Genomic DNA, 23,137 nt, shown 5'->3' with positions numbered 1-23,137 from the left:
GCACTTTTGTTGCTTGACGGCTTTCTTTATTGGGATATTTGGATTACAGATATTCAACACGCGCCCCTCCTTCCGTTCCAACTGATGCAACACGGCTTGCAGCTTCCTAACCAGATGCTTCCCACTCTCTAGCCGATGCACAATGTCTTACAGCCTCTTACTTGCACACTTTCTGAGCTCTAGCCTATGCCGCATGCCCTGCACTATGCAATCTATCTGCTTCCCACTCTCCAGCCGATGTCACATGCTCTACAGCACTCACACCAAATACGTTCTACTCTCCAAGCCGCACCACATATCTTATACCACCCAATTCAGCTACTTCCCCCCTCCCACGCAAAAAAGCGAGAGAAGGATGTCCCTTCCCCCGCAAAATGTCATACAACCTTACTTCGACGCAGCTTCGCAAAACTGCTTCAACGCTTGCTCCAAAATAAACCGTGGACATGCCAGGTTCATGCGCAGCCAACCTTCACCCGATGTACCGTATGTTGTACCGTCATTGAAAGCGACCTTCGCCTCCTTGTACATCAAATCCAGCAGTTCTTGCCTTGAACGGCCCAATCCGCGACAATCTACCCATAACAGATAGGTTCCTTCCGGCCTCATCGGCTTAACTTGAGGCAAATGCTGCTCCAAATATTCTATCGCGTAATCGATATTGCCTTGCACATATGCCAGCATGGCGTCCAGCCATTCTTCCCCTTCATTATAGGCCGCCTCCACTGCATCTTGAGCAAAGTGGCTTGCCATATGAATGCTGAGCGTCTTGATCCGCTTATCCATACGGGCTTTCATCTTCCGGTTGGACGTTACCATGAACGAGGTGTGCAAGCCCGGCAAGTTGAACGTTTTCGTAGCCGCCAAGCAAGTAATCGTGATGTCTGCAACCTCAGGTGACAACGAGGCGAACGGTATGTGAACATGTCCGGGATGCACGAGATCGCAATGAATTTCATCAGACACGACCTTGACGCCATAGCGCAAGCATAACTCTCCCAGAGCGAGCAACTCCTTCTTGGTCCATACCCGGCCTCCGGGATTATGCGGATTGCAGAACAACAGAAGCTTGGCCCCATCCTTGAACAACGTCTCCAATTGCTCCAAATCCATCTCATACCGTCCGTTGCGAACGAGCAACTGGTTCTCTGCAATGACCCGATCGTTGTCCCGAACAACATCATAGAACGGATAGTATACCGGCGTCTGAATAACCACGCTGTCGCCAGGTGCGGTGAATTGCTCTACTGCCAGACTAAGCGAAGTCACTACGCTTGGAGAATCTGTAATCCAGTCCGATTGAATAGTCCAGCCATGGCGGCGTCCGAACCAATCGACGATCGCTTGGAAATATCCTTCCGTTCGGATCGCATAACCATAGGCTTGAAGCTCGACGCGCTTGCGAAGCACTTCCTGTACGGCCGGCGGACTTGGAAAGTCCATGTCCGCAACCCATAGCGGCAAGATGTCTTTATCTCCGAACAATGGGCCGACCTGATCCCATTTGTAGGAACGCGTATTTTTACGATTAATGAGTTGATCAAATTGATAGGTCATCGCTGTACTTCCACTCCCTCATCCGCTAATAACTTCATTCATCTATCTTACCCATAGCGTCAGGCGAAGCGCAACAGCCAATTCATCAGCTTCCACTCCATTGAAATGATGCGTTTACAAATTTCCATTCCTTTATCGACAAGTGTAATGCTGTAGGGTAAAATATAAATAGATTTCATGTTTATGAAAAATAATCTGCGGAGGGCTGGTCTGATTCATGACTCAACAAGCGCCAAAGGTAAAATCTGCGGATCGTGTGCTTGATATATTGGAGCTGTTCACTGGCGAGCAGGAATCCTACAACTTAACAGAAATCGCCAAAAGCTTGAACATGCCGCCAAGCAGCACGTATCTCATTTTGCAAAACATGCTGAATAGGGGATATTTAGAGACAGATCGTTCCAAGAAGCAGTTCCGCATCGGATACAAGCTGTTCGCTATACGATCTGGTTACATGCGGAATACGAGCTTAACGGGTGAATACTATCAAATTGCGCAAAAAATACTGGACGAGATTAATGAAACTGTTAGTCTGTCCATCCGAACAGGAAACCAGCTTTATTATATTGGGGAAAAGGTGAGCACTCATTCCCTGCGTTTCAACCACAGCCTTGGAACATCCTTGCCACTCCATGCCACTGCCGCCGGAAAGGTGCTGCTTGCTGATTTGAGTGAAGAGGAATTGCGCGACATTTATCCGGACGAACAGCTTGAGAAGGTGACCGACAAAACGATCTCCACCTTCAGCGATCTGCTGAAGGAGCTTGAGAAGGTACGTAAGCAAGAGTTCGGCTACAATATGGGAGAAACGGTAGATGGCGTACACTGTATTGCGGGAGCGATTCGCGATAGTGATGGAAAGGCGGTAGCCTCTCTCAGCATCTCGATCCCCGTCGTTCGGATCAACGGCGAGATGTGGGGCAAGGTGCACGACTGGATTCGGCAAGGATGCATGGAGCTGAGCAGTAAGGTGTATCAGCAGCATTGACGAGCTTAACAGCCTCCATCTGCAGGAGCATAGTCACAGCGGTTAAGTGGGGGCAAGTAAAATGAGGAAGCCTCCAATTCCACCCGAAAGTGGAATTGGAGGCTTTTTCCATACCGTGAACCGGCCGCTCCCGCCCTCGTGCGTATGCCACATACACTATTGCTGCTCATATCAGCCGTTCCCGACTTCGAGCGTATGCCACATACACTATTGCTCCTCAAACCAGCCATTCCCTCCCTCGTGCGTATGCCACATACACTATAACTCCTCAGACCGACCTTTCCCGGCTTCGTGCGTATGCCACATACACTATAGCTGCTCATATCAGCCGTTCCGGCCTCGTGCGTATGCCACATACACTATAACTCCTCAAACCGACCTTTCCCGGCCTCGTGCGTATGCCACATACACTATAGCTGCTCATATCAGCCGTCCCGGCCTCGTACGTATGCCACATACACTATAACTCCTCAAACCGACCTTTCCCGGCCTCATACGTATGCCACATACACTATAGCTGCTCATATCAGCCGTTCCGGCCTCGTGCGTATGCCACATACACTATAGCTGCTCATATCAGCCGTTCCGGCCTCGTACGTATGCCACATACACTATAACTCCTCAAACCGGCCTTTCCCGGCCTCGTGCGTATGCCACATACACTATAACTCCTCAAACCGGCCTTTCCCGGCCTCGTACGTATGCCACATACACTCTCTTGCCCTCCACGCCGGCCTTTGCATCACCGCTTGCAGCCACGCACATCCACGCACACATTAACGCAACACAGTTAGCCAAGCTCCTGCTAATCCACTAGCCCTGTCCGCTCGATGCCCTCTGTGAACCAGCGCTGGGCGATCAGGTAGACGATAAGCGGCGGCATGATGATCAGGAAGGCCGCTGCCATCTTCGGCCCCTCCGATATAGGATCGCTGCCGAAGCCCGCACTATACACCAGCGCCCTGTTGCCCATTAGCTCCATCTGCAGCGTGTTCAGCCGCAGCGACAGCGGCGTGAAGTCCTTGCTCAAGAACAAGGAAGCCTCGTAGCTCATATTCCAGTACCAGACGAAGGAGAACAGGAAGACGACGAGACAAGCGGCGCCTGCAACAGGAAGCATAATGCGGAAGAACAAACGGAACAGCGACGCACCGTCCAGCTTGGCTGCTTCCTCCAGCGCCTTCGGCTGCGACATGAAGAACTGCCGGAAGATCATGATGAACAGAGCGCTGCGCAGCCCTTGCCCTAGCACCGCCGGAACGAGGAAGACGAACGGCGTGCCAAGCAAGCCCAGCTTTTCGTAGATCATATACAGCGGGATCGTCGTAATTTGCGGCGGCACGAGGAACGTAAGCAGGATCAGGAACAGGAACAGCGTTTTTCCTGGAAAACGTAGACGTCCCAACGCATAGCCCGTAAGGGCGCACGAGAATACCTGCAGAACAGAGCCGACCGCCGCGATAATGAACGTATTCGTGAACGCCTCCACATAATGCAGCCCGTTCCAGGCAGCCGCATAGTTCCCCCAATACAGCGTTCGCGGAATCAGCTGCACAAGCGGATCGATCAGATCGGCTATATTTTTCAAGCTGGTTGATACCATGTACAGAATCGGCTTAATATACAAGAAAGCGATGACCGTCAGCAGCATAATGAACACAAGCTTCGCCAGCAAGCCTTCATTCAGATTCCGTCCCAGCATGACCCGCTTCACCTGCTGTGACTTACGGCTGAACATCGCTTCCGTCAACTCCGCCTTCATCCTGCCCCACGCTTCGTCCAGCCGCCTCCTGCCAGTCCTGGCCCCAAATTCTCCGCGTTCAACCGACTTCTCCGTCTTCATCCCGCATCACCTTCCTTTCGCAGCGCGGTAGGTAAGTCCTAACGCCACTGCCAGCAGCACTAATATCATCGCAAAGTAAAGCCACGCCTGCGCGCTCGCATAGCCATATCCCGTCGTCGGCGTGAACATATTGCGCTTCACAATCTCCAGCACCGGATTAAAGGGAAACGTAAACAAGTCGACGATCGTGTAGATGGCGTTGAGCCCGACAAAGGGCAGCATCGACGGGAACGTGATTTTCCAGAAGCTCTCCCACGGAGAAGCCCCGTCAACCGCAATCGCTTCGTAGATGCTCCGGGGGATGGTCTGGAAGCCCGCGATAAAAATCAGAATTTGCACGCCGGAATACCATAAAATGATGACCGCCTGACTCAATATCTCGATCAGGGAGGTCGCCAGCTTCTCGCTGAAATTGTCCTGGATTAAAGCAGTTATATTGTATTGCTCGATAAAGGGCAGCTCACCCGCGCCTTGCACGAACAGCTCCATAATGACCTGGCCGGTAGCGAATATGACGGGCAGGAAGAAGACGGCACGCATAAAGCCCCTGCCCGGAAAGCGCTGATTAAGCAGCAACGCTACGAAATAAGAAAAGATGAGTATAAACGGGATAATGACGAGCATTTTCTGAAAAAACGTAATTAAAATGATGGGATACACGTTATTCTCAATGGTCATTCTGCGGTAATTGTCAAGCCCTACCCACGTATATTGAAACCCTTCAGTCGTAATGAAAATTTTATGAAAGCTGTTGTAAAGCGACCAGCCGAGCGGGAAGGCGACGAAGACGGCAAAGCCGATCAGCCACGGCAGCATAAACAAGTAACCGGCGCCGTATTCCTTCAGGCGGAACATCAGCCATTCCCTACGATGCTCTCTTTTGCTTTGCATGCTTTATGCCCCCTCCTTCACATCGAGCTGTCCCGTCTCCATGTCGACCGTAACCGTCGTGCCGTCCTCATAACGGGATTGAAGGATTGCCCCTTGTCTCTCGAACGAAACGAAGCGCTGATGGTAGAGAGCAGCCAACCTGTTGAACTTCTCGTACTCTTGCAAGATCCGTTCTCTCCACACCTCATATTGGCTGCTGTATGCATCGTCATATGCCGTATCCTTCATCGTCCGGCTGGGCTCGTAGGTCAATCTGAACGCCGGCACGGCACCGTATGCAATCGCCCTCAACCTATCCTGCCCGTAATCTTCCCGCAAGTTGCCCGGAGCGGCTGTATACTTCACCTTGCCGTGCAGGGCCATCTGATAGAATGGAATCGTCTCGTCCACGAACATATTATAGCTTTCTTCATAGGGAAGCTCGGCGGCAGTAGCGGCATGCTTCAGCGTATATTGATAGCCTTCCGTGACGATGACTCCTCCCAGTTCTTCCGCCGTATATCGCAGCAGCTCGCCATAATAATGAGCCGTCTCTTCCCGCGACAGTGGGGCGCCGGGATTGAAGTCGCTGAACAACAGATTGCCTGGCCCGTCCTCGTAATGAATGCCGTCGACGCCTAGCTTCTTGAGCCGGTCGATCACCTTCTTTTGCCCCCGGATTGCCGTCACCGGATTGAGAATAAAGTAGTTCGAATCGCCGGCTTCCAGATGCAACACCGTGGAATCAATGGCGCGAATGCCGTCCGATTTCATGGAGAAGGCGGACAAGGCGTCATTCTTCCATCCGATGTAATCCTCGAAGAATACCTTCACCCCAAGCTCATGCATGCGGGCGATAAAGGCCTTCGCTCCGTCGCTTCCTCCCAGCTCCTCCGCAACGGGAAAGCGCTCGTCGGCGTACGGATAGCCGCTGTCCTGCCAGCCCTGATAGGTGACCTCGATGTTCCGGACGCCGCGCGCCATCAAGTCCTCCACGATGCTCTGCGCTTGCCGGAATGTGGTCGCTGGCTCGAAGCGCCGCCCCCCGAACGACGGCTTCTTGCCGCCGCCCAGAAACGTAAGCGATAGCGGTACATCCCCCACCGGTGCGAGCCCGTCGCCCAACAAACCATTCTCCTCCAAGTAAGTCCGGTAGCCCGCGGCCATTCCGTTGTAATCCGCCTCGTCTCCGGACAACAGCACGTATTCCACCATCCGGTCATGCCGCCTGCGATCCTTCTCAACGGAGATGACAACCTCATCTGTAATGCCGCTCACCCGACGGCCGAATTCCTCGCGATAGCTGAACAAGGCGCTTACTGTATTGTAGCTGGATATGTTGCCCGGCAAGCCCGCACGAACGGCGGCGGAATATTGCCCCTCGCCGATGACGGCGGCGAAGGCGTGCCCTTCGCGCTTCAAGCCGAATACGGGGTAATGAGCCTGCCCTTCGGTCGGCGATCTTCGGTCATCCACATTTTGGACGCTGGCGGGATCTCTGCCGTAGACCGGGAAGTCGAAGCTGCTTGCCGTCGAACGCTTCCGCTCGTTGAAGTAGACCAGCCCGCCGGGGCCGTCCGGCACGAATAGATACCCTTCTTCTTCCGCCAGCGGCACCGCCCCGAAGAACGGCAGCGGGTTAATGGAGTAGAGACCATGCTCCCCCTCCTCCGCTATGCCCGAGCTTGGAATTAGCACCTGAAGCCCCCGATCCGTCAACTTGTATTGCATGACGAATTGAATGTCTAGATCCTCGTACGCATAGGTGGCCTGAACGCCCTCATCGCCGATCTGCGCATACCGGATGCTCAGCTTGGGATCTTCCGTATTTTTCAGAGAGCGCTTGGAGGCATTCCCGCTCACATACTCCATAATGAAAGGCGATTGCAGGTTGCCAAGAAGCGCTCCCTTCACTGTCTCCTTCTCCAGCGCCTGCCGGGACGGATTGCTCCTCCACATGTAGCCGGTCGATAGGTCCACAACGGCGATACGGCTGGAGACCGGCTCCAGCAGCAGCCGGAAGCGTCCATTCTCGGCAGCGGGCACGAAGCCTTCGCCATCCGCGGCCATCCCATCCGGCTGCCACTCCACTCCCTCGTATACAGGTATGGCATCATTCGTCGGATGAGCAATGCCCATCGATTCCAGCGTCGGCCTGTTCTCCCATCCTGCGATCACAACTGCAGCAGCCGCTATGACGATAGCAGCCGCAGACAGCATCGCGATTCGTGAGCGCACCAATCCACGCAGCCTGTTAGCCATATTGCTTCACCTCCTGATACACCGCTGACGCGAAGTCCATCAGATTGGCTCCCAGTGCAATAAAGATGATGACGAATATCCATATGACGCCAATCGTGAACAATGTGACGCCTCCGTTCTTGAACGTCTCCAGAAAGTCGAAGTTGTGGATGACTTGCGTCATGACGAACAGCAGAACGACAACCCATATCCACATGACTGTACGGAGCAGATCGATAATGATCCATTCCTCCAGCACGAGCACATTGGTAAGCGGAATGGAGATTAACGTGATGATTGCATACGGCATGACAGCATACGTGCTGCCCTGCAGCACCTCCCGGAAGCGGCCTTCGCCGCCCTTCACCGTACTGACAAGATAGTTCGCCAGCACCCAGGTCAGCCAAGGCAGCACAAGCATGCCCAGCTGAACCTTCACATTCACCCAGCCGATGTCGTAAGGACGGGCGATGAACCCCGCCGCGAAGATGGACAGCAGCTTCGAAAGCAAGGCAAGCGCCAGGATGAAGGCGATCACAACAAGTGATATTCGGCGCTCCTTCAGTCGGTAGAAGCCTTCGTAAGGATGAAGCATCACATAGCATGCATCCTTCAGTTCCTCTCCGTACCGTCTGGCGGCAGGCGGCCAATCCACTTTTCGCAGCGCGCTCCTTAGCCGCTTCCATCCCCATCTGCCGCCCCATATGAGGACGGCAAGCGCAAGCAGCATGACGAGGAAGTATCGCTGCAGCCATTCGTAGCGAATGCTCCAATAAGCGTCGGAATACCCTTCGGCGTCATTGGATTGCTTGAAGTAAGCCAGCGCAGTCCGGTAATCCCCTTCGCGAAGCGCTATTTTGCCAAGGCCGTTGAAGGACATGTTCATCATGCCGTTCTCCGCAATGACAGCGTCCCAATACTGCTTGCTCGCCTCGTAGTCACCCTCGTAATAATAATGCGCCGCGGTCAGGAAGCGGTCTCCGAAGGACGTGCGCTTGAATACATGAATGGCATTCACACTGCTGTCTGCTACCCACAGTTCATGGTTCGCCCCTATTGCAATACTCGTGGCATAATTGACGGTACCAAGCTTATATACATTGCGGTTCACTCCTCCGAAGTAGAACAAAGGCTCTCCCATGGGATCGTAGATCGTCACATACCCTTCCTTGCGGTCAATGCCGTAAATATATCCCTGTCCGTCTATCGCCGCATCGACGAGATCCCACTCCTCGAACGGCTTGTTGCCGAAGGCGTCGAACCCGCCGGCGTTCAGCTTCTTGATCTGGCCGTCGTTGGCGAATCCGATGCTCGTCGTCAGGTAGAAGCCGTCTTCCGCGATGCTGACATTGCTTAGGCTGTTCGGTCGCTTCGCCACTTCCTTCGCCAGCTGCTCCCTGTTCAGCACAAGCCGCTTCAAGCGGTCAAGCGCAGTCAGCTTCGTCTTGTTCGCACCGAAAAATCCGGTGAACTCCCCTTCGCTGTTCATGCGCAGCAGGCCTTGATACGTATCCTTCGCCACAACATACATGACGCCTCTTGCGTCAACGACCAGCTTCGTCGGCTTGAAATAATAGTCTTCGCCGAGCAGGTTGCTCTCCGGCTTGCCGAACGTCCCCATTACGGTACCGTTCGGCGCAAACTTTACGATTGTGCCGCCACCTGTGTTAGCGGCGTAGACCGCACCTTCGCTGTCCACGAATACGCCTTCCGGTCCGTCAAGCTTGCCTGGCCCATCCGCATCTCCGATGCTGCGAATGAATCCGCCTTCGCTATTCAGCTGCACGATCCGGTTGTTCCCCGTATCGGCGATGTACATATCGCCGTTCTCTGCAGCGAATAGATCGCTCGGCCCTTGCAGCGGTATCTCGAGCTCCTGCAAGTCAATGGCGCGGTCGGGCAAGTAGACAGGCTGAACGATATACTTGCGCATGAATGACGAATGATCAACGAACACGGACGGATAATCCGCACTGGCAAGCGGCGGCGACAGCAGTGCCAGCACGCACAGCCATACGCCGATCCTGACGGCGGCCAGCCTCTTGCCTCTATTATGATTCCTGTTCATGTGACAGCCCCCCTTCTCATCCTATTTCACCCCGGAATGCAGCATCGTCTGAATGACTTTCCGCTGGAAGATGAGGAACATGATCATATTGGGCAAGAAGATCAGCAAGCCGATCGCAGCCGCCAGACTGGTCGCGGCAACGCCGGGAACGTTCACCGTCATTGCCGTGGCGTAGTAGGCGAGCGTCTTCATCGTCTCCTTGGTCATGAAGAACGTTGACACCTCGATATCCATATACACCGCCTGGAACGTAATGATGGATACCGTCGCTACCGCAGGAGAGGTTAACGGGATAATGATGCGGGTGAAAATGTACATGTCCGTCGCGCCGTCCAGCTTCGCGGCATCTATGAGGGAGTCCGGTATCTGGTCGATGAACTGCTTCATCAGAAAGACGGCGACCGGCGACGCCAGGAATGGCAGAATATGCGCGAAGTACGTATCCTTCAGTCCCAGCCCGCTGACGACGAGATAACGCGGTATGGCGACCGTCTCCGGCACGAACATAAGCGAGATCATAATCGCTCCCATAATGAGCGTTTTGAAATGAAATCTATGCTTCGACAGCACATATCCCGCCATCGTGCTGACCAATATGACGGACAGCGTCGCCACGGCGGATATGACCGCGCTATTGAACAGGTAGCGGGAGAACGGCACCAGTCCGGAGGACGTATGAAGCAGCAGTTGCTCGAAATTGCGTAATGTCGGCTCCTTCACAAAGATCGTCGGCGGGAACAGGAACAGCTCATTCAGCGGCTTGAACGCATGATTGAACAGGAAAATGATGGGAAGAAACATGAACAGCCCTACAGCCGTCAGCAAGGCGATCAGAAGCATCCGCTTCAAGGACAGGAATTTCCTCAGCTTTCTTATGGTAGCATTCATCTACTGTTCCTCCTTTGAGCCGAACAGGACGAATACGAGCCGCCACAAGCCGTAGCTCGCAAGAAGCAGCATGAACGACAAAGCGGAAGCATATCCCCATTCGTACCGGATAAAGGCGTAGTCTGTAATATGATTCGTCATGAGATGGCCGGCATATTTAGGGGTGACCGGCAGTCCCGTCAACTGCGTTGAGATCGCCCCGGCCTTCAAGGTGCCCACAATCGCCATCACCGCGCTGAACAGCATCTGCGGCTTCATGGACGGAATCGTAATGTAATACACTTCCTGCAGGCTGTTCTTGATGCCGTCAATCCGGCCCGCTTCATACAGCTCCGTGTTGACCGTCTGCAAGCCGCCCAGCATCGCCAGGAACCCGACCCCCATGCTGGTCCACAGCGTCACGCCGATCATAATGACCATAAGCGAATCGGGGTCCTGCAGCCATAGCTGAGGCGTCTCGATGATGCCGAGCCTCATGAGCACATTGTTCAAATAGCCTGCCGCATCGCCGCTGAACGCCGCTGCCCAGACGACCGCCAGGGCGGTCGCGCCTGCCATCGTCGGCGCATACAGCGCAAGCGTGAAGTAGTCGCGCAGCGATCGCGGCAGCTGGTTGATCAGCCAGGCGAAGGCGAATGACAGCACATAGCCGCCAGGGCCGGCGATGACGGCGAAGGTCAGCGTATTGGGCAGCGTATGCTTCATGAAGACGATATCCTGTGTGAGCATATAGATGAAGTGGTCCGCTCCCACGAAGCGCGGGAACTGGAAGCCGTCGAAGCTCGTAAAGCTGAGCAAGGTCGCGATAACGACCGGCACGAAAATAAAGCAAGCGAAGCAAAGTAGAAACGGCGCAAGAAACAGGTACGACATTCTATCGCGCCAGCACTCCCGCATAAATTGCGCCAGTCTCCGGACGAACTGAGGGGAAGTGCGAACGGCGCCGCCCGGGGAAGGCTTCGCCAAGTCTGTATAGCCCGTCTTGCTCATCGCTCTATCCCTCCCTCATACGGTTCGTTGTATCTGTCGATCGACAGATCGGTCTCTTCCGACATGCCGAACTCCTTCTGCTTGCGCTGCATCTCCCGCCGCAGCGACAGCTCCGCCTTCTCCAGCGCCTCACGTGGCGGATCGCCTTCCACGACGACGGCGTTCCATGCGAAATCCAGCTCGCGCGCCAGGAAATAATATCCCGGCACAAGAGGAATGTTCTTCGCCCAGCGGCTTTGCTCCTGCAGCTGCCGCAGCTCCTCCTCCGACCAGGGCAGCAACGTCATCGCTTTCAGATTGGCCGTATGCCAGCGGTATATGATGCCGCCATAGGCTTCAATGTCGGTGCCGTACCGGCTCTGGACTTCTTCCGACGTCCACCACTCCATGAACTTCCACGCTTCATCCTTCTTGTCGCTGCCGCGCATGATGAATGCCGACGTCGTCAGCTGGGGCCCCCATCTGGCGACCGTTCCGTCTTCGCGGGCCACGCCCGGCACCGGCAGCATGCCCCACTGGCCAACCAGTTCCGGCGCCGCCGTCATCAGCTGCGTATACATCGTCAGATCGCCGACGCCGACGGGCATGAGTCCGGAGCGGAAGTGATTGAAGAAGTTCGGCACCTCTCTTGGCAGATTGTACTTGGTGAACCATTCCGTCCACCTCTTGAAGGCGGCGATGCCCTCCTGGCTGGTCAGCGTCGGCTCCATGCCGTCCGATGTGAAGAACGGCGCGCCTTGCTGATAGAAGGGAAGAACGAAGTCCGGCCTGGATGTCAGATTGCCGCCCTGATGCTCCAGCATCATCGCCAGCTTGGGGAACATGAAGCTCATGCCGTTCTCCTGCAGCGTTGGCAGCAGCGCTACGACGTCTTCCCACGTATCGGGCGGCGCGAGACCAAGCTCCTCCAGAATATCCTTGCGATAGAACAGCATGTTGTACATCTGTGTCTCCGGCAATCCGTATATCCCGCCATCGTAGGCATACGATCGCATAATGCCGGGATTGAACCGCTCCATCACGTCCTGAAAGCCCGGGTATGCGGACAGATCCTCCGCAGCGCCGCGCATTGCGAAGTCGACCGGCGCCTCCATGCTGGCGCCCAGTGCCACATCCGGCTGATTGCCCGCCGCATTGCCCATCAGCAGCACATTGGGATCGGCAATCAGATTGACGTTCACCTCGATCCCCGTCAACGGAGTGAATTCCTGCTGGATCAACATCTGCAGAAGATCGGTATATTCCCGACCGCGCATGACCCACACGGTCAACGCATCTTCATCGTTCTCTTCGTTCGTATCGTATCGCTGGAAGAATGTTCGGGCGAAGTTCGTCGCAGCATACTTTGTCCTGTCCCATCTGTCCGGCATAGGCAGCTCCGGCTTCGCGCCGGGTGTGCGGACGACAAGATAATCCAGCTGTAGCGAGCTGCTCTCCAGCGGCTTCAGCAGATTGTTCAGGCTGGACTGAATGTTCATGAGCGTCTTGATCTCATGAGGCAGATTCTCGATATCCTCAAGCAGATGCTCCACCTTATTCGCGGAGGAGCTGAGAGCCGAGGCGGAATCGCTGTCATAGCCGTGAAGCCCCAGCACGTACGCTCTAATGTCAAGCAAGCCGCCGCGCAGCGACTGCAACTTCGCTTCCATATCCGGAGCATACTTGCTCAACTCCCATACGCGTCCGTCATCCAGATTCTGCGTATCGCCGAAGCCGTAATTGCCGGAGATCAGACGAATCTCTCCAATGATGGAGGTGAGTTGACGGCCGAGCTCGATCATCGCTGCAGTCGCCGGCTTCGCAGGCGATGTATCGGCGATCATGGACAACACATGCTTTCCTTTCTCCATATAGAATAGATAAGGCTCGCCGTCGTCATTCGCCAATGCGGCCAGCTCCATCCCCCGGTTGGCGGAGAAGCGATAGCTGCGCATCTCCCGGAACGGGATACGGCCATCCAGCATAATCGTCCGATAGACGCTGGCACCTCTGTTATAACCCTGAAAATACTTCACATCGATCGCATAGTAACCGTCGTGCGGCACTTCCACTTCCCAATCGATGCGCTCGCCTGCATTCCTCCAACTGTCGCCGCCTACGGCGTTATAGACGAGCCTCCCCTTCGGATCGGGCGATATGAACGGCTCCGCTACGCTAACCGTACGCAGACTGACGGAAGATTTGCGGCTGAACTGCTCCGCTTCGATCTGCATGTGCCACAGTCGCTCATCTTCCGCAAGCTTATCTTCGCTATGCCGATTCCGGTATTCCGCATACGACGGCAAGCCTTCCGGCTTATACAGCGTCAGGGAATGGAGTGCCATCGCCTCTCTGACGCCGACTAGACGAATCGTATGCTCCCCTTGCGACAGCTTCCACAGCAGGGACTCCGACGATACGGAATAATCCTTTAGTCCTTCAAGCTGCCACTCCAGCACCTCTTGCGGCACCGGCATAATTTCGTTGCCGATCGCATTGCGCGGATACGGACGGTCGCCATCCTTCCAATAACGGGGCAATTCGATATGCGCGGCTTCCTGGAACGACAGCTCACCATCGATGGCCACTCCGCGAACAATGGGGGAAAATCCTTGGTCCATCGGCTTGTATAGCGCTTCAATACCGTATACTCCGTCTTCCGGAACCTCCACATGCCACTCTACCCAGCCCGTTCCATTGCTCCAGCGAAGCACTTCGCCCCGCTGCTCGTCATCATGCCGCGCCAGCTTCGCGTCCTCTGATGAAGCGGCGTAAGCCAAAGCCGGAATCGTTATCCGCACAGACTCGCCCTCGCGATAAGCGCTTTCAGAGTAAGCCGGCGTATGCAAGCTCATCAGATACGAATGGGAATCCATCTCGCCTTCTTCACCGAAGACCGCGTCAAGGAGCGATGAAGCTGCGACAGCAGGGTAAGCCTTCTCCTCGTCGTCCAGCGAACGCCAGATGAGGACAAGCGCCGTTGCGATCAGGCCGATTGCAATAAGCGGAACGACAAGACGCCGGGAATTCAGCCTCTTCATCATCGCCGATCCCGCTCCCTGCCGATCAGGGAGGCGCCGCTCTCCTTATCGAAGAAGTGGGCTTTGTCCATTCTGAGCGCCAGCTCTACGGCATCCGCCGCCCCGACAGCTGTATGCGCTTCCGTTCGACAGATAAGAGAATCCCGGCCGACTGTCGTATAGAGGAAGGTATTCGAGCCCATCGGCTCTCTCATGTCCACTTGGCCGGATACCCGCCAATAGTTATACTGCTCCAGCGCCCAAGACTCGCAATAGACATGCTCCGGACGCACACCCATAACGACCGAGCGCAAGTTGGAGGACGACTCCCTCAGCCAAGGCGCATATTGCTCCGGCAGCATCATGCGGAATCGGCGACATTCGAAATAGAAATGGTCATTGTCGGAAAAAATGGAGCCGGGAATGAAGTTCATCTGAGGCGTTCCGATGAATCCGGCGACGAACATATTGCTGGGGTAATCGTAGAGGTCTTGAGGCGTCGCCACCTGTTGAATGCGTCCGTCTTTCATGACGACGATGCGGGTGCCCATCGTCATCGCTTCCGTCTGGTCGTGCGTGACATACAGCACGGTCGTCCGAAGCTCGCTGTGCAGCTTGCTGATCTCCATTCTCGTCTGCGTGCGCAGCTTTGCGTCCAGATTGGACAGCGGCTCATCCATCAGGAACGCTTGCGGCTCGCGCACCAGGGCGCGTCCCAGCGCCACGCGCTGCTTCTGGCCGCCGGACAGCTGCCCGGGCTTCTTCGTCAGATGATGAGAGATCTCCAGCATTCGCGCAGCGCGGTTGACCCGAAGCTCAATCTCGCTCTTGGGCACCTTGTGAAGCTGCAAGCCCAGCGCCATATTGTCGTAGACGGACAAGTTGGGATACAGAGCGTAATTTTGGAAGACCATGGCGATATCTCGGTTTTTCGGAGATATATAATTCGAGAATTTGCCGTCGATATAGATATCGCCCTTCGACACCTCTTCCAGCCCGGCCAGCATGCGAAGCGTCGTCGATTTGCCGCAGCCCGAAGGACCGACCATCACGAGGAACTCACCGTCCGCGACATCCAGATGGAAATTATCCACAGAGGGGGCGGCTTCCCCCTTATAATATTTGTACACGTGGTCGAATTTGACCTCGCCCATTCCCCTCACCTCCATTTTCTAATCACTGAATCTTTTTCAAGTACATAAATTTATAATAGCAAAACAACTTCCCTTCGTAAACCAAAATTTGAATAGGACTTCCCTTTTCATTTTATTAGTGAATATTTTTCCTTGACATGAAATAAGATCATGATAAAATCTACCTAGGCACAACTTCCATAATTTACACATAACACGAAAGCGCTGCCATGCAAATGAGGGGAGCCGCCATCCAGTACCGCTCACGGTGTGCGGCAAGTTAGAAATGAAAACAGGAGGCGAGTACAGTGATTCGTAAGTCAAAAAATGCAGCACCGCGCTTGATGATGTTAGGGTTTGTCGTATTGCTCTGTTTCCTCACGATTCTGCCCGCTTGCTCCAACAACAATGATCCGAAGCCAACCTCGGAGGCGACGAAGACGCCCGATACGTCGACTCCCGCTCCTACGGAAGCGGCGACGCCTGAACCGGAGAAGCGCGATCCCGTCACATTGACGGTTCTCACCTGGTTCGTCGGTCCCAATCAGGCGTTGTTCGATGAATTTACCAAAATGTATCCCTGGATTACGATTGAAGCCAACACCAATATTAACGGAGGCATCATCAATAACGTCATTGCCGGCGACAAAGCCGATCTGGTCTTCCTAGACAACGGCTTGTCGGAGTGGATGTCCGGCGACCTGCTGGAGGATCTGACCCCTTATATCGAGAAGGACCAACGCATTCAGAACGCGGATAAAGTAGCCAATCTGCTGGAATCGTTCCAGACGGGCGGCAAGCAATGGACCGTTCCTTATTCCGACATCCCGATGTGGATCGTCGTCAATGAGGAGCTGATGAACAAATACGGCATGACGATGCCGGGCAACGACTGGACGTACGACGACCTGCTCGAGATGGCCAAGAAGGCAACTAATGCAGCGAATAACGATTGGGGAGGCATCGGACTGCATCAGTTGGCCGACATTATGACCATGGCGAACGGAAGCGCCGCGAATTGGCGGTACATGAACGAAGACTTGACCGCCAGCGTCGTCAATACGCCTGCCGTCATGGACGATCTGAAGTGGATTCAGGAGCTGTCCACGAAGTGGAATGTCCATCCGAACTCCGAGCAGATGAAGGCGAACGGCATTCCTGCCGATCCTGCGGAAGCGTTCCTGAATGGCAACATTTTGTTCATGATCGGTGCGGACTGGTATCTGGAAGCGCTGAACAAAGCTTCGTTCGAATGGGATGTGCTGCCTATGCCTATGGGCAAAGAGAAGCAAGCGACCATTCATCAGGCAGGCGCCATATCCATTCCGAAGGCATCCGAACATAAGGAAGAGGCGTTCCTCTATATCAGCTTCCTGTTCGATGTTGCCGCTCAGAAGAAAATGATCGAGAACGGTTCCGGCAACTTCGTCAAGCATCCTGAGCTTGATGGGTACTATGACCAGGTAGACATCTGGAAGGGCAAAAATGTCGAAGGCGTCAAGCAAAACTCCGACATGTGCTGCTTCTCCAGCGATCCGCGCACCGTGGAGTTGGGTACGCTCGCAGGCAACGTCAACGGACCGCTCGCCAAGCTGTTGCTGGACGGCGGAGATCTGAGCACGATCATCCCGCACGTAGAATCGTATAACACGAAAGCTGCCGAGACGCGAAAAGCTTTGGGCTGGTAAGAGCTTTAAGTTAGTGAGAGCCTTGCATATCCATCGGTAACTCAACCTATTCACGCAGTTCCCAGCGCACGACGTTTCTCTACATGGTGAGGATCGAGCTTCACATGGTCATGAAAGGTCTGGGAGAAGGGGGCGCCGGTATCGGTATCATGTCCGTTGGTACCGCTACCGTCGTCCTGACGATATTACGCAGCGCGGGATCGTGACGGTATCGAGTCGTTACCGCTATCGGCATTCTGACGATATCACACAGGCGCGGGATCGTGACGGTATCGAGTCGTTACCGCTATCGGCATTCTGACGATATCACACAGGCGCGGGATCATGACGGCATCGAGTCGCTTCCGGTATCGGCATCATGACGGTACCACGAAGGAGCGGGATCATGACGGCATCGAGTCGCTTCCGGTATCGGCATCATGACGGTTTCACGAAGGAGCGGGATCATGACGGCATCGAGTCGCTTCCGGTATCGGCATCATGACGGTTTCACGAAGGAGCGGGATCGTGACGGCATCGAGTCGCTTCCGGTATCGGCATCATGACGGTATCACGAAGGAGCGGGATCGTGACGGCATCGAGTCGCTTCCGGTATCGGCATCATGACGGTATCACGAAGGAGCGGGATCATGACGGCATCGAGTCGCTTCCGGTATCGGCATCATGACGGTATCACGAAGGAGCGGGATCATGACGGCATCGAGTCGGTACCTATTCCTGCATCTCTGACGGTATAACGCCGGTGTCGGCTGCCCTCTCCCCTTCTCACTCTTGCATATGGCAGAAAGGAACATGCCTCTTGAATACAAACAATCAACACTATGGAACCGCCCAGCTGCCGTTCTCGTCAACAACGCAATCCGATTCACTCCTGTTCATCTCCGGTCAAGGCGGAATCGAACCTACTACTGGCGATATTCCCGTAGGTGACCTGGAAGCGCAGACGATACTGACGATCGGAAACATCGAGCGTCTATTGAAGCAGCACGGATTAACGCTTCGGCATTTGGTGAAGGTGACGATTTATTTGAAGGAACGCGCATTGTACGAAGCCTTCAACCAAGTGTACACACGCATCGTCCCACCACCCTATCCCGCACGAACGGTCATCTATTGCGACTTGAACTTCGATCTACTCGTTGAAATCGATGCCATAGCAAGCTTGCGCAACAGCTGAAGGATCGAAGGGCTTATGGGAAATATTGTGTGCAGCTACTTTTGTATGAAAAATCGTACAACGGTGCTGCTTTCTCGGGCTATCCTGCTACTTTTGTATGAAAATTCGTACAAATCTGCTGCTTTCTCGGGCTCCCCTGCTACTTTTGTATGAAAATTCGTACAAATCTGCTGCTTTCTCGGGCTCCCCTGCTACTTTTGTGTGGAAATTCGTACAAATCTGCTGCTTTCTCGGGCTCCCCTGCTACTTTTGTATGAAAATTCGTACAAATATGCTGCTTTCTCGGGCTCTCCTGCTACTTTTGTATGAAAATTCGTACAAATCTGCTGCTTTCTCGGGCTCTCCTGCTACTTTTGTATGAAAATTCGTACAAATCTGCTGCTTTCTCGGGCTCCCCTGCTACTTTTGTATGAAAATTCGTACAAATCTGCTGCTTTCTCGGGCTCCCCTGCTACTTTTGTACGATAAATCGTACAACGTTTCTGGGTGCATGCATGCTTTGCCAACGAACGCATTACCGGTACGTTACCAATGCTAACCGCAAAACTGGACAGCAGCAAGCGGAATCGCTTCAGCCTGGCCATTCTTCAGTCTGCTCCAGTCTTCAGTTTGCACCAGCCTGCCTACACCGTCTTCAGTTTACGCCAGTCTTCAGCTTGCACCAGTCTTCAGCCTGCACCGTCTTCAGTTTACGCCAGTCTTCAGCCTGCACCGTCTTCAACCTGCTTCAGTCTTCAGCCTGCACCTTCTTCAGCCTGCTTCAGTCTTCAGCCTCCACCTTCTTCAGCCTGCTCCTTTCTTCATCGTCTGCACCGTATTTACTAGCCAATCCGATACCTCTCCGACGATCGCATCCAAATAAGCCTTGCCCCGCTCTGCCGAGGCGAGTGAAGCGGCATCCGTATAACCGTCGGCGCCGGTCAGCTCCATGTGCTTGCCGATGAACGTGCCGGACGGCGTTGTGTGAATCCATTCCCTCGACTCATGAAGCTGCGGGATACGATCACTCCGCACAAGCTCCGGCTGTAAGGCCAGGACCGCGCAAGTCTCGAAATCGCCGGCGTGTCCAGGCGCTATGCCGTACGCTCTCGCCCCGCTGTCGTCTAACGCCCTCCGCGCTGCTTGCCAGTAAGACGCAGAAGCCGTCCACACATCGTGCGCTACTGCCAGATCATTCGCCGCTTGATGCATCATATGCTCATTGCCGCCATGACCATTCAAAAAAATAATTCGGCGGAACCCGTCCCGAATCAAACTTTCCCCGATATCCCGCAATACTTGCAAATACGTAGAAGAGGTTAGCGACACCGTTCCGCCGAAGGCCAAGTGATGCTGAGAGCAGCCGATTGTCAACAGAGGAGCGATTATGAGGTCCGCCCTCTCCGATGCTCTTAAGCTTGCCTCCTTAACGATATGCCTGCATATCAGGCTGTCGGTAGTAACGGGCAGATGGGGACCGTGCTGCTCCGTCGCCGCTAGCGGTACGACTGCCGCGCACCCCCTATTCGCCAGCTCCGTCACTTCCTCCCTCGTGTAGTCGCCCATCCATAATCTCTTCATATATGAAACCCTCCGTCCACCTGATATAATGCTCCCGTCACATAGGAGGAAGCGTCCGAGAGCAGAAATGCGGCCACCTCGTTCACTTCGTCGGCGCGCCCGCTTCGGCCAAGCCAAGTGTTCCGGTCGATAGCTTCCTTCTCTGCCTCCGATTGGCGGGACAGCGACTCCTCCGTGCCGAAATCGCCCGGCACCAGCACATTCGCCCGAATGCCCTGCCGCCCGTAATCCTGGGCAATATGACGCGTCATATAATTTAACGCCGCCTTCGCCGTCCCGTACGGCATGCTCTCCGGGAATGGCACGCTGCCCAGAATGGAGGACGTATTGACGATGGAGCCGCCCCCGCTGCGGATCATAAGGGGAAGGGCGTGCTTGCACAGCAGGAATGTGCTGGTCAGCGTACCGCGCAGTGCGTCCTCCCACTCCTGAAGGGTCGCCTCCATCGCCCGCTTCCATATACTCGTATACACATTATGGTAGGTTCCGTCCAGCCGGCCATAGCGACGATCTACCGCTTCCACCAAGCGCAGCGCACCTTCTTCCGCGCACAGATCGGCTTCCACATAGAGCAGGCGCTCATCTCCATATTGCCTCTGCAGCCCTTCCAGCAGCGGAGCCTCCTCGCGAGGCAGGCGGTCGCACCCCGCAATGACAGCCCCTCTGGCCAAAAACATGCGAACAGCGGAGCTGCCCAGGGAGCCCAGGCAGCCCGTAACGATTATGACTTTGCCGTCTAGCACGGAAGTTCCTCCTCTTCATCGTAGCAGCGGACTTCATACAGGGCAGCCGACGGATCGCCGTTGGTCGCCAGTACAACGATGCGTAGCGCATCGGTCTCAACCGCTTCATCCAGCACGACTGCACGCTTCCGCTGGTAATTGTTCGCTATCCGGCCAACCTCTCGCCACTCGCCGTCCTGATTGGCCTGCACGCTAATATCCTTCGGGCATTGCGGGTCCCGGTACAACTCCGGATACTGTCGATAGTCGCGCAGCAGACTTCCGGGCATCGTCAGCTCGACCCGCTTCAGCCGCAGCGGCTTCCGCCACGTCAACTGAATGTGCTGGGGCAACGGCTCGCGGGGATCGGAACGCCACAGATTGGTATATTTATACGGACGCGTTACACCGTTATTGACATGCTCCGCGCCATAGCACTTCTGGGAGGGGCGGATACGAAAGCCCATCATCTCGCCGATACCGTAGCGGCGCATAAGCCCGTTCCCGATCTCATAAGCGCTAACATGGCCCGGCTCGACGGCGGAAGCAATCCGCCAATGCACCTCCGGACAAGCGGCAAGATCAAGCCGGACATAGCTGCCGGCCAGCGCGGGCTCCCGCAGGCCGACCGGCCATCTTATCCAGCCGTTATGCCCGGACGGCACCGCCAGCCGAGCCTCTGCCAGCGGCTTGCCTGGGTCCACCCGGTAGTCCCACAGATGCTGTACGGCGAACAAGCCCGCCTCAACCGACTGCTCTACGGACGTCTCATTGGTCAAGTAGATCTCCAGCTCATCAATTACGCCTTCCTCGCCAATCGCAATCCATTGTCCACGCCGCTGCTTCAGCAGCTCCGCTTCCCATATCGGGCTGTCTGCCGCAGGCTCGCCGCCGGACATCGCAGAGCAGCTGCTTGCCGTAATAGCGGCTTTGCGGGCAATATCCAGCGGATCATCCGCCATCACGTTAGGCAGGAAGCAGCCATCCCGAAGCAGACGCTGCTGCACGTCGCGGATACATCGCTCCGGCACCTCACGAACCTCCATCTTCTCCTGAAGCGCGACAGCCGCAGCCGTGCCTGCCGCCTGCCCCATCAGCGCCGTCGTGCCCATGACCCGGACCGTGCCGAGCGCAGCATGCGTGACGCTGACGTTGCGCCCCGCCATCATCAGATTGTTCATTCCCTTCGCGATGAGCATCCGAAGCGGGATGCCATAAGGGCCGACATAACTTCGAGCCATGAAGGAGCTGTCCTTGCCATGCTCCAACGCCGCCTTCTCGCTGAAGTCGGCCAGCAGGCCGCCTGGCTCATGCAGATCGACGAACCAGCCGCCGTACGCTACTTCGTCGGGAAAGACGGTCTTCTGCAGCGGATCATGCTCCGTCATAAGATATTCGCCCATAATGCGCCGGCTCTCCCGCTTGCCGGGCACTTGCCCGATCCAGTCCAGCGCGTAAGTGGAAGCTTCCTCCTTCAGCCGGGGATCGCGATTTTTGATCCAGTCCCATATGCCCAGCACATGGCGGGTCAGCTCATGACGCAGCGTCTCGTTGTCATAGATGGTATGCCATGGGACGGACAGCTCAATCCACCAGTAGCCGTTGCGTGGAGTGCCCGGCCATCTTCCCTTGGCATAGAAGAAGTCGGGATCGTCGTAGCGGACTGCCCAATCCGGCGCCTTGAACGGGACGGGAATGCCGACATCCTTCGCTTTAAAATGAATGGAATTGCCCATCGTGTCGTCGCTCGCTTCCGGCGGTGCATGGGGCTCGCCGAACTCCGCATGCGATTCCGTCCCCATCCGCCACTCGCACCCCGCCAGCGCCGCCACTACACCGTCTCCGGTACAGTCGATGAACGTCCGGCCGCGTATCGTAAGCAGCGTCTCTGCATGACTTACCCGGGCTGTAATCGCTTCTATCGTAGCCTCATCCCGCATCGCCACATCCGTAATGCTGGCATTGAGATGAAAGTGAAGCCCCGGCGTCGATACCGCCACATCGTAAAGCGCCATATCCCATACGCTGTTAATATAGCCGTTATCAAATCCCGGCGGCTCGTGGTTGCGCGCCCGCTCCTCCGTCAGCAGCTCGGATATGATCCCCGTCTCTCTCGCATAAGCATGGAAGCTGGCAGCCCCTTGCGGCGGCACCCGGATCTCCGAAGAGCTTGTTCCGCCGAATACGGGGCGATCCTGCACCAGACATACGCTGCCCCCCCCTCTCGCCGCTGCGACAGCGGCGCAGAAGCCTGCCAGCCCCCCTCCGCATACGACCACATCATAGCTTTCTTCCACTGTTCGATATCCCATTTTGCGCCTCCCTTCTTGCGGATTGCCGACCTTTCAACTTATCACCTTATAGTTTGCCTTATTGTCTTATCGCCTCATTGCCTTATCGTCTTATCGCCTTG

The 23,137-nt window shown here is 55.3% G+C and carries 15 protein-coding genes; 3 read left to right on the top strand and 12 right to left on the bottom strand.

Annotation, left to right across the window (positions count from 1 at the left end):
• Positions 1-387 precede the first annotated feature (387 nt).
• Positions 388-1,557 (bottom strand): MalY/PatB family protein, encoded by a 1,170-nt coding sequence (locus M6D81_RS23020; RefSeq protein ID WP_262679461.1) that lies wholly within the window; start codon positions 1,555-1,557, stop codon positions 388-390.
• A 217-nt stretch (positions 1,558-1,774) separates the two neighbouring features.
• On the opposite strand from M6D81_RS23020, the gene M6D81_RS23015 reads away from it, so the two are divergent.
• The gene (locus M6D81_RS23015; RefSeq protein ID WP_262679459.1) at positions 1,775-2,545 is read left to right on the top strand and encodes an IclR family transcriptional regulator; all 771 of its coding nucleotides are present in this window, start codon (positions 1,775-1,777) and stop codon (positions 2,543-2,545) included.
• Positions 2,546-3,350: 805 nt separating this feature from the next.
• Here M6D81_RS23015 and M6D81_RS23010 read toward each other — a convergent pair.
• From M6D81_RS23010 to M6D81_RS22975, 8 genes are read right to left on the bottom strand one after another with little or no spacing between them, the layout of a single operon-like run.
• Positions 3,351-4,388, bottom strand: coding sequence for a carbohydrate ABC transporter permease (locus tag M6D81_RS23010; protein ID WP_262679458.1), 1,038 nt, complete (start codon positions 4,386-4,388; stop codon positions 3,351-3,353).
• A gap of 6 nt (positions 4,389-4,394) precedes the next feature.
• Positions 4,395-5,279 carry a carbohydrate ABC transporter permease gene (locus tag M6D81_RS23005; protein ID WP_262679457.1) on the bottom strand — a complete coding sequence of 295 codons (885 nt, stop codon included), beginning with the start codon at positions 5,277-5,279 and terminating at the stop codon, positions 4,395-4,397.
• A gap of 3 nt (positions 5,280-5,282) precedes the next feature.
• Positions 5,283-7,520, bottom strand: a complete 2,238-nt coding sequence (locus M6D81_RS23000; RefSeq protein WP_262679455.1) for a DUF5696 domain-containing protein — start codon at positions 7,518-7,520, stop codon at positions 5,283-5,285.
• Entirely contained in the window at positions 7,513-9,567 is a 2,055-nt protein-coding gene (locus tag M6D81_RS22995) for a YIP1 family protein (protein WP_262679454.1), read from the bottom strand. Before M6D81_RS22995 ends, M6D81_RS23000 begins: the two co-directional genes overlap by 8 nt.
• 21 nt (positions 9,568-9,588) lie before the next feature.
• Positions 9,589-10,455 (bottom strand): carbohydrate ABC transporter permease, encoded by an 867-nt coding sequence (locus M6D81_RS22990; RefSeq protein WP_262679453.1) that lies wholly within the window; start codon positions 10,453-10,455, stop codon positions 9,589-9,591.
• Positions 10,456-11,445 (bottom strand): carbohydrate ABC transporter permease, encoded by a 990-nt coding sequence (locus M6D81_RS22985; RefSeq protein ID WP_262679452.1) that lies wholly within the window; start codon positions 11,443-11,445, stop codon positions 10,456-10,458.
• Positions 11,442-14,468 carry an extracellular solute-binding protein gene (locus M6D81_RS22980; RefSeq protein ID WP_262679450.1) on the bottom strand — a complete coding sequence of 1,009 codons (3,027 nt, stop codon included), beginning with the start codon at positions 14,466-14,468 and terminating at the stop codon, positions 11,442-11,444. The genes M6D81_RS22985 and M6D81_RS22980 overlap by 4 nt, the downstream gene beginning before the upstream one ends.
• Positions 14,465-15,598, bottom strand: coding sequence for an ABC transporter ATP-binding protein (locus M6D81_RS22975; RefSeq protein ID WP_262679449.1), 1,134 nt, complete (start codon positions 15,596-15,598; stop codon positions 14,465-14,467). Before M6D81_RS22975 ends, M6D81_RS22980 begins: the two co-directional genes overlap by 4 nt.
• Before the next feature lie 287 nt (positions 15,599-15,885).
• Between M6D81_RS22975 and M6D81_RS22970 the strand changes: the two genes are divergently transcribed.
• Both M6D81_RS22970 and M6D81_RS22965 read left to right on the top strand, forming a co-directional pair.
• Complete coding sequence (locus tag M6D81_RS22970; protein WP_262679448.1) at positions 15,886-17,265, top strand: ABC transporter substrate-binding protein; 1,380 nt, start codon at positions 15,886-15,888, stop codon at positions 17,263-17,265.
• A gap of 799 nt (positions 17,266-18,064) precedes the next feature.
• Complete coding sequence (locus tag M6D81_RS22965) at positions 18,065-18,442, top strand: RidA family protein (protein ID WP_262679446.1); 378 nt, start codon at positions 18,065-18,067, stop codon at positions 18,440-18,442.
• A 783-nt stretch (positions 18,443-19,225) separates the two neighbouring features.
• Here the strand turns inward: M6D81_RS22965 and M6D81_RS22960 are convergent.
• The 3 genes from M6D81_RS22960 to M6D81_RS22950 are packed head-to-tail and all read right to left on the bottom strand — an operon-like array spanning position 19,226 to position 23,036.
• Positions 19,226-20,002 carry a creatininase family protein gene (locus tag M6D81_RS22960; protein WP_262679444.1) on the bottom strand — a complete coding sequence of 259 codons (777 nt, stop codon included), beginning with the start codon at positions 20,000-20,002 and terminating at the stop codon, positions 19,226-19,228.
• Positions 19,999-20,745 (bottom strand): SDR family NAD(P)-dependent oxidoreductase, encoded by a 747-nt coding sequence (locus M6D81_RS22955; RefSeq protein WP_262679443.1) that lies wholly within the window; start codon positions 20,743-20,745, stop codon positions 19,999-20,001. Before M6D81_RS22955 ends, M6D81_RS22960 begins: the two co-directional genes overlap by 4 nt.
• On the bottom strand, positions 20,739-23,036 hold the full coding sequence (locus M6D81_RS22950; RefSeq protein ID WP_262679442.1) for an FAD-dependent oxidoreductase: 2,298 nt from the start codon (positions 23,034-23,036) through the stop codon (positions 20,739-20,741). The genes M6D81_RS22955 and M6D81_RS22950 overlap by 7 nt, the downstream gene beginning before the upstream one ends.
• Between the last annotated feature and the right edge of the window lie 101 nt (positions 23,037-23,137).

Source organism: Paenibacillus sp. J5C2022, assembly GCF_025567625.1.
Lineage (GTDB): Bacteria > Bacillota > Bacilli > Paenibacillales > Paenibacillaceae > Pristimantibacillus.
The sequence above is the reverse complement of the archived record's forward strand: the minus strand, read 5'-3'. Positions and strand labels throughout refer to the sequence as shown.

Coding starts and splice junctions, on each gene's coding strand:
- M6D81_RS22960 (WP_262679444.1), bottom strand. CDS start 20,002: ATGAAGAGATTATGGATGGGCGACTACACGAGGGAGGAAGTGACGGAG.
- M6D81_RS22990 (WP_262679453.1), bottom strand. CDS start 10,455: ATGAATGCTACCATAAGAAAGCTGAGGAAATTCCTGTCCTTGAAGCGG.
- M6D81_RS23000 (WP_262679455.1), bottom strand. CDS start 7,520: ATGGCTAACAGGCTGCGTGGATTGGTGCGCTCACGAATCGCGATGCTG.
- M6D81_RS23020 (WP_262679461.1), bottom strand. CDS start 1,557: ATGACCTATCAATTTGATCAACTCATTAATCGTAAAAATACGCGTTCC.
- M6D81_RS23010 (WP_262679458.1), bottom strand. CDS start 4,388: ATGAAGACGGAGAAGTCGGTTGAACGCGGAGAATTTGGGGCCAGGACT.
- M6D81_RS22980 (WP_262679450.1), bottom strand. CDS start 14,468: ATGATGAAGAGGCTGAATTCCCGGCGTCTTGTCGTTCCGCTTATTGCA.
- M6D81_RS23015 (WP_262679459.1), top strand. CDS start 1,775: ATGACTCAACAAGCGCCAAAGGTAAAATCTGCGGATCGTGTGCTTGAT.
- M6D81_RS22985 (WP_262679452.1), bottom strand. CDS start 11,445: ATGAGCAAGACGGGCTATACAGACTTGGCGAAGCCTTCCCCGGGCGGC.
- M6D81_RS22975 (WP_262679449.1), bottom strand. CDS start 15,598: ATGGGCGAGGTCAAATTCGACCACGTGTACAAATATTATAAGGGGGAA.
- M6D81_RS22995 (WP_262679454.1), bottom strand. CDS start 9,567: ATGAACAGGAATCATAATAGAGGCAAGAGGCTGGCCGCCGTCAGGATC.
- M6D81_RS23005 (WP_262679457.1), bottom strand. CDS start 5,279: ATGCAAAGCAAAAGAGAGCATCGTAGGGAATGGCTGATGTTCCGCCTG.
- M6D81_RS22950 (WP_262679442.1), bottom strand. CDS start 23,036: ATGGGATATCGAACAGTGGAAGAAAGCTATGATGTGGTCGTATGCGGA.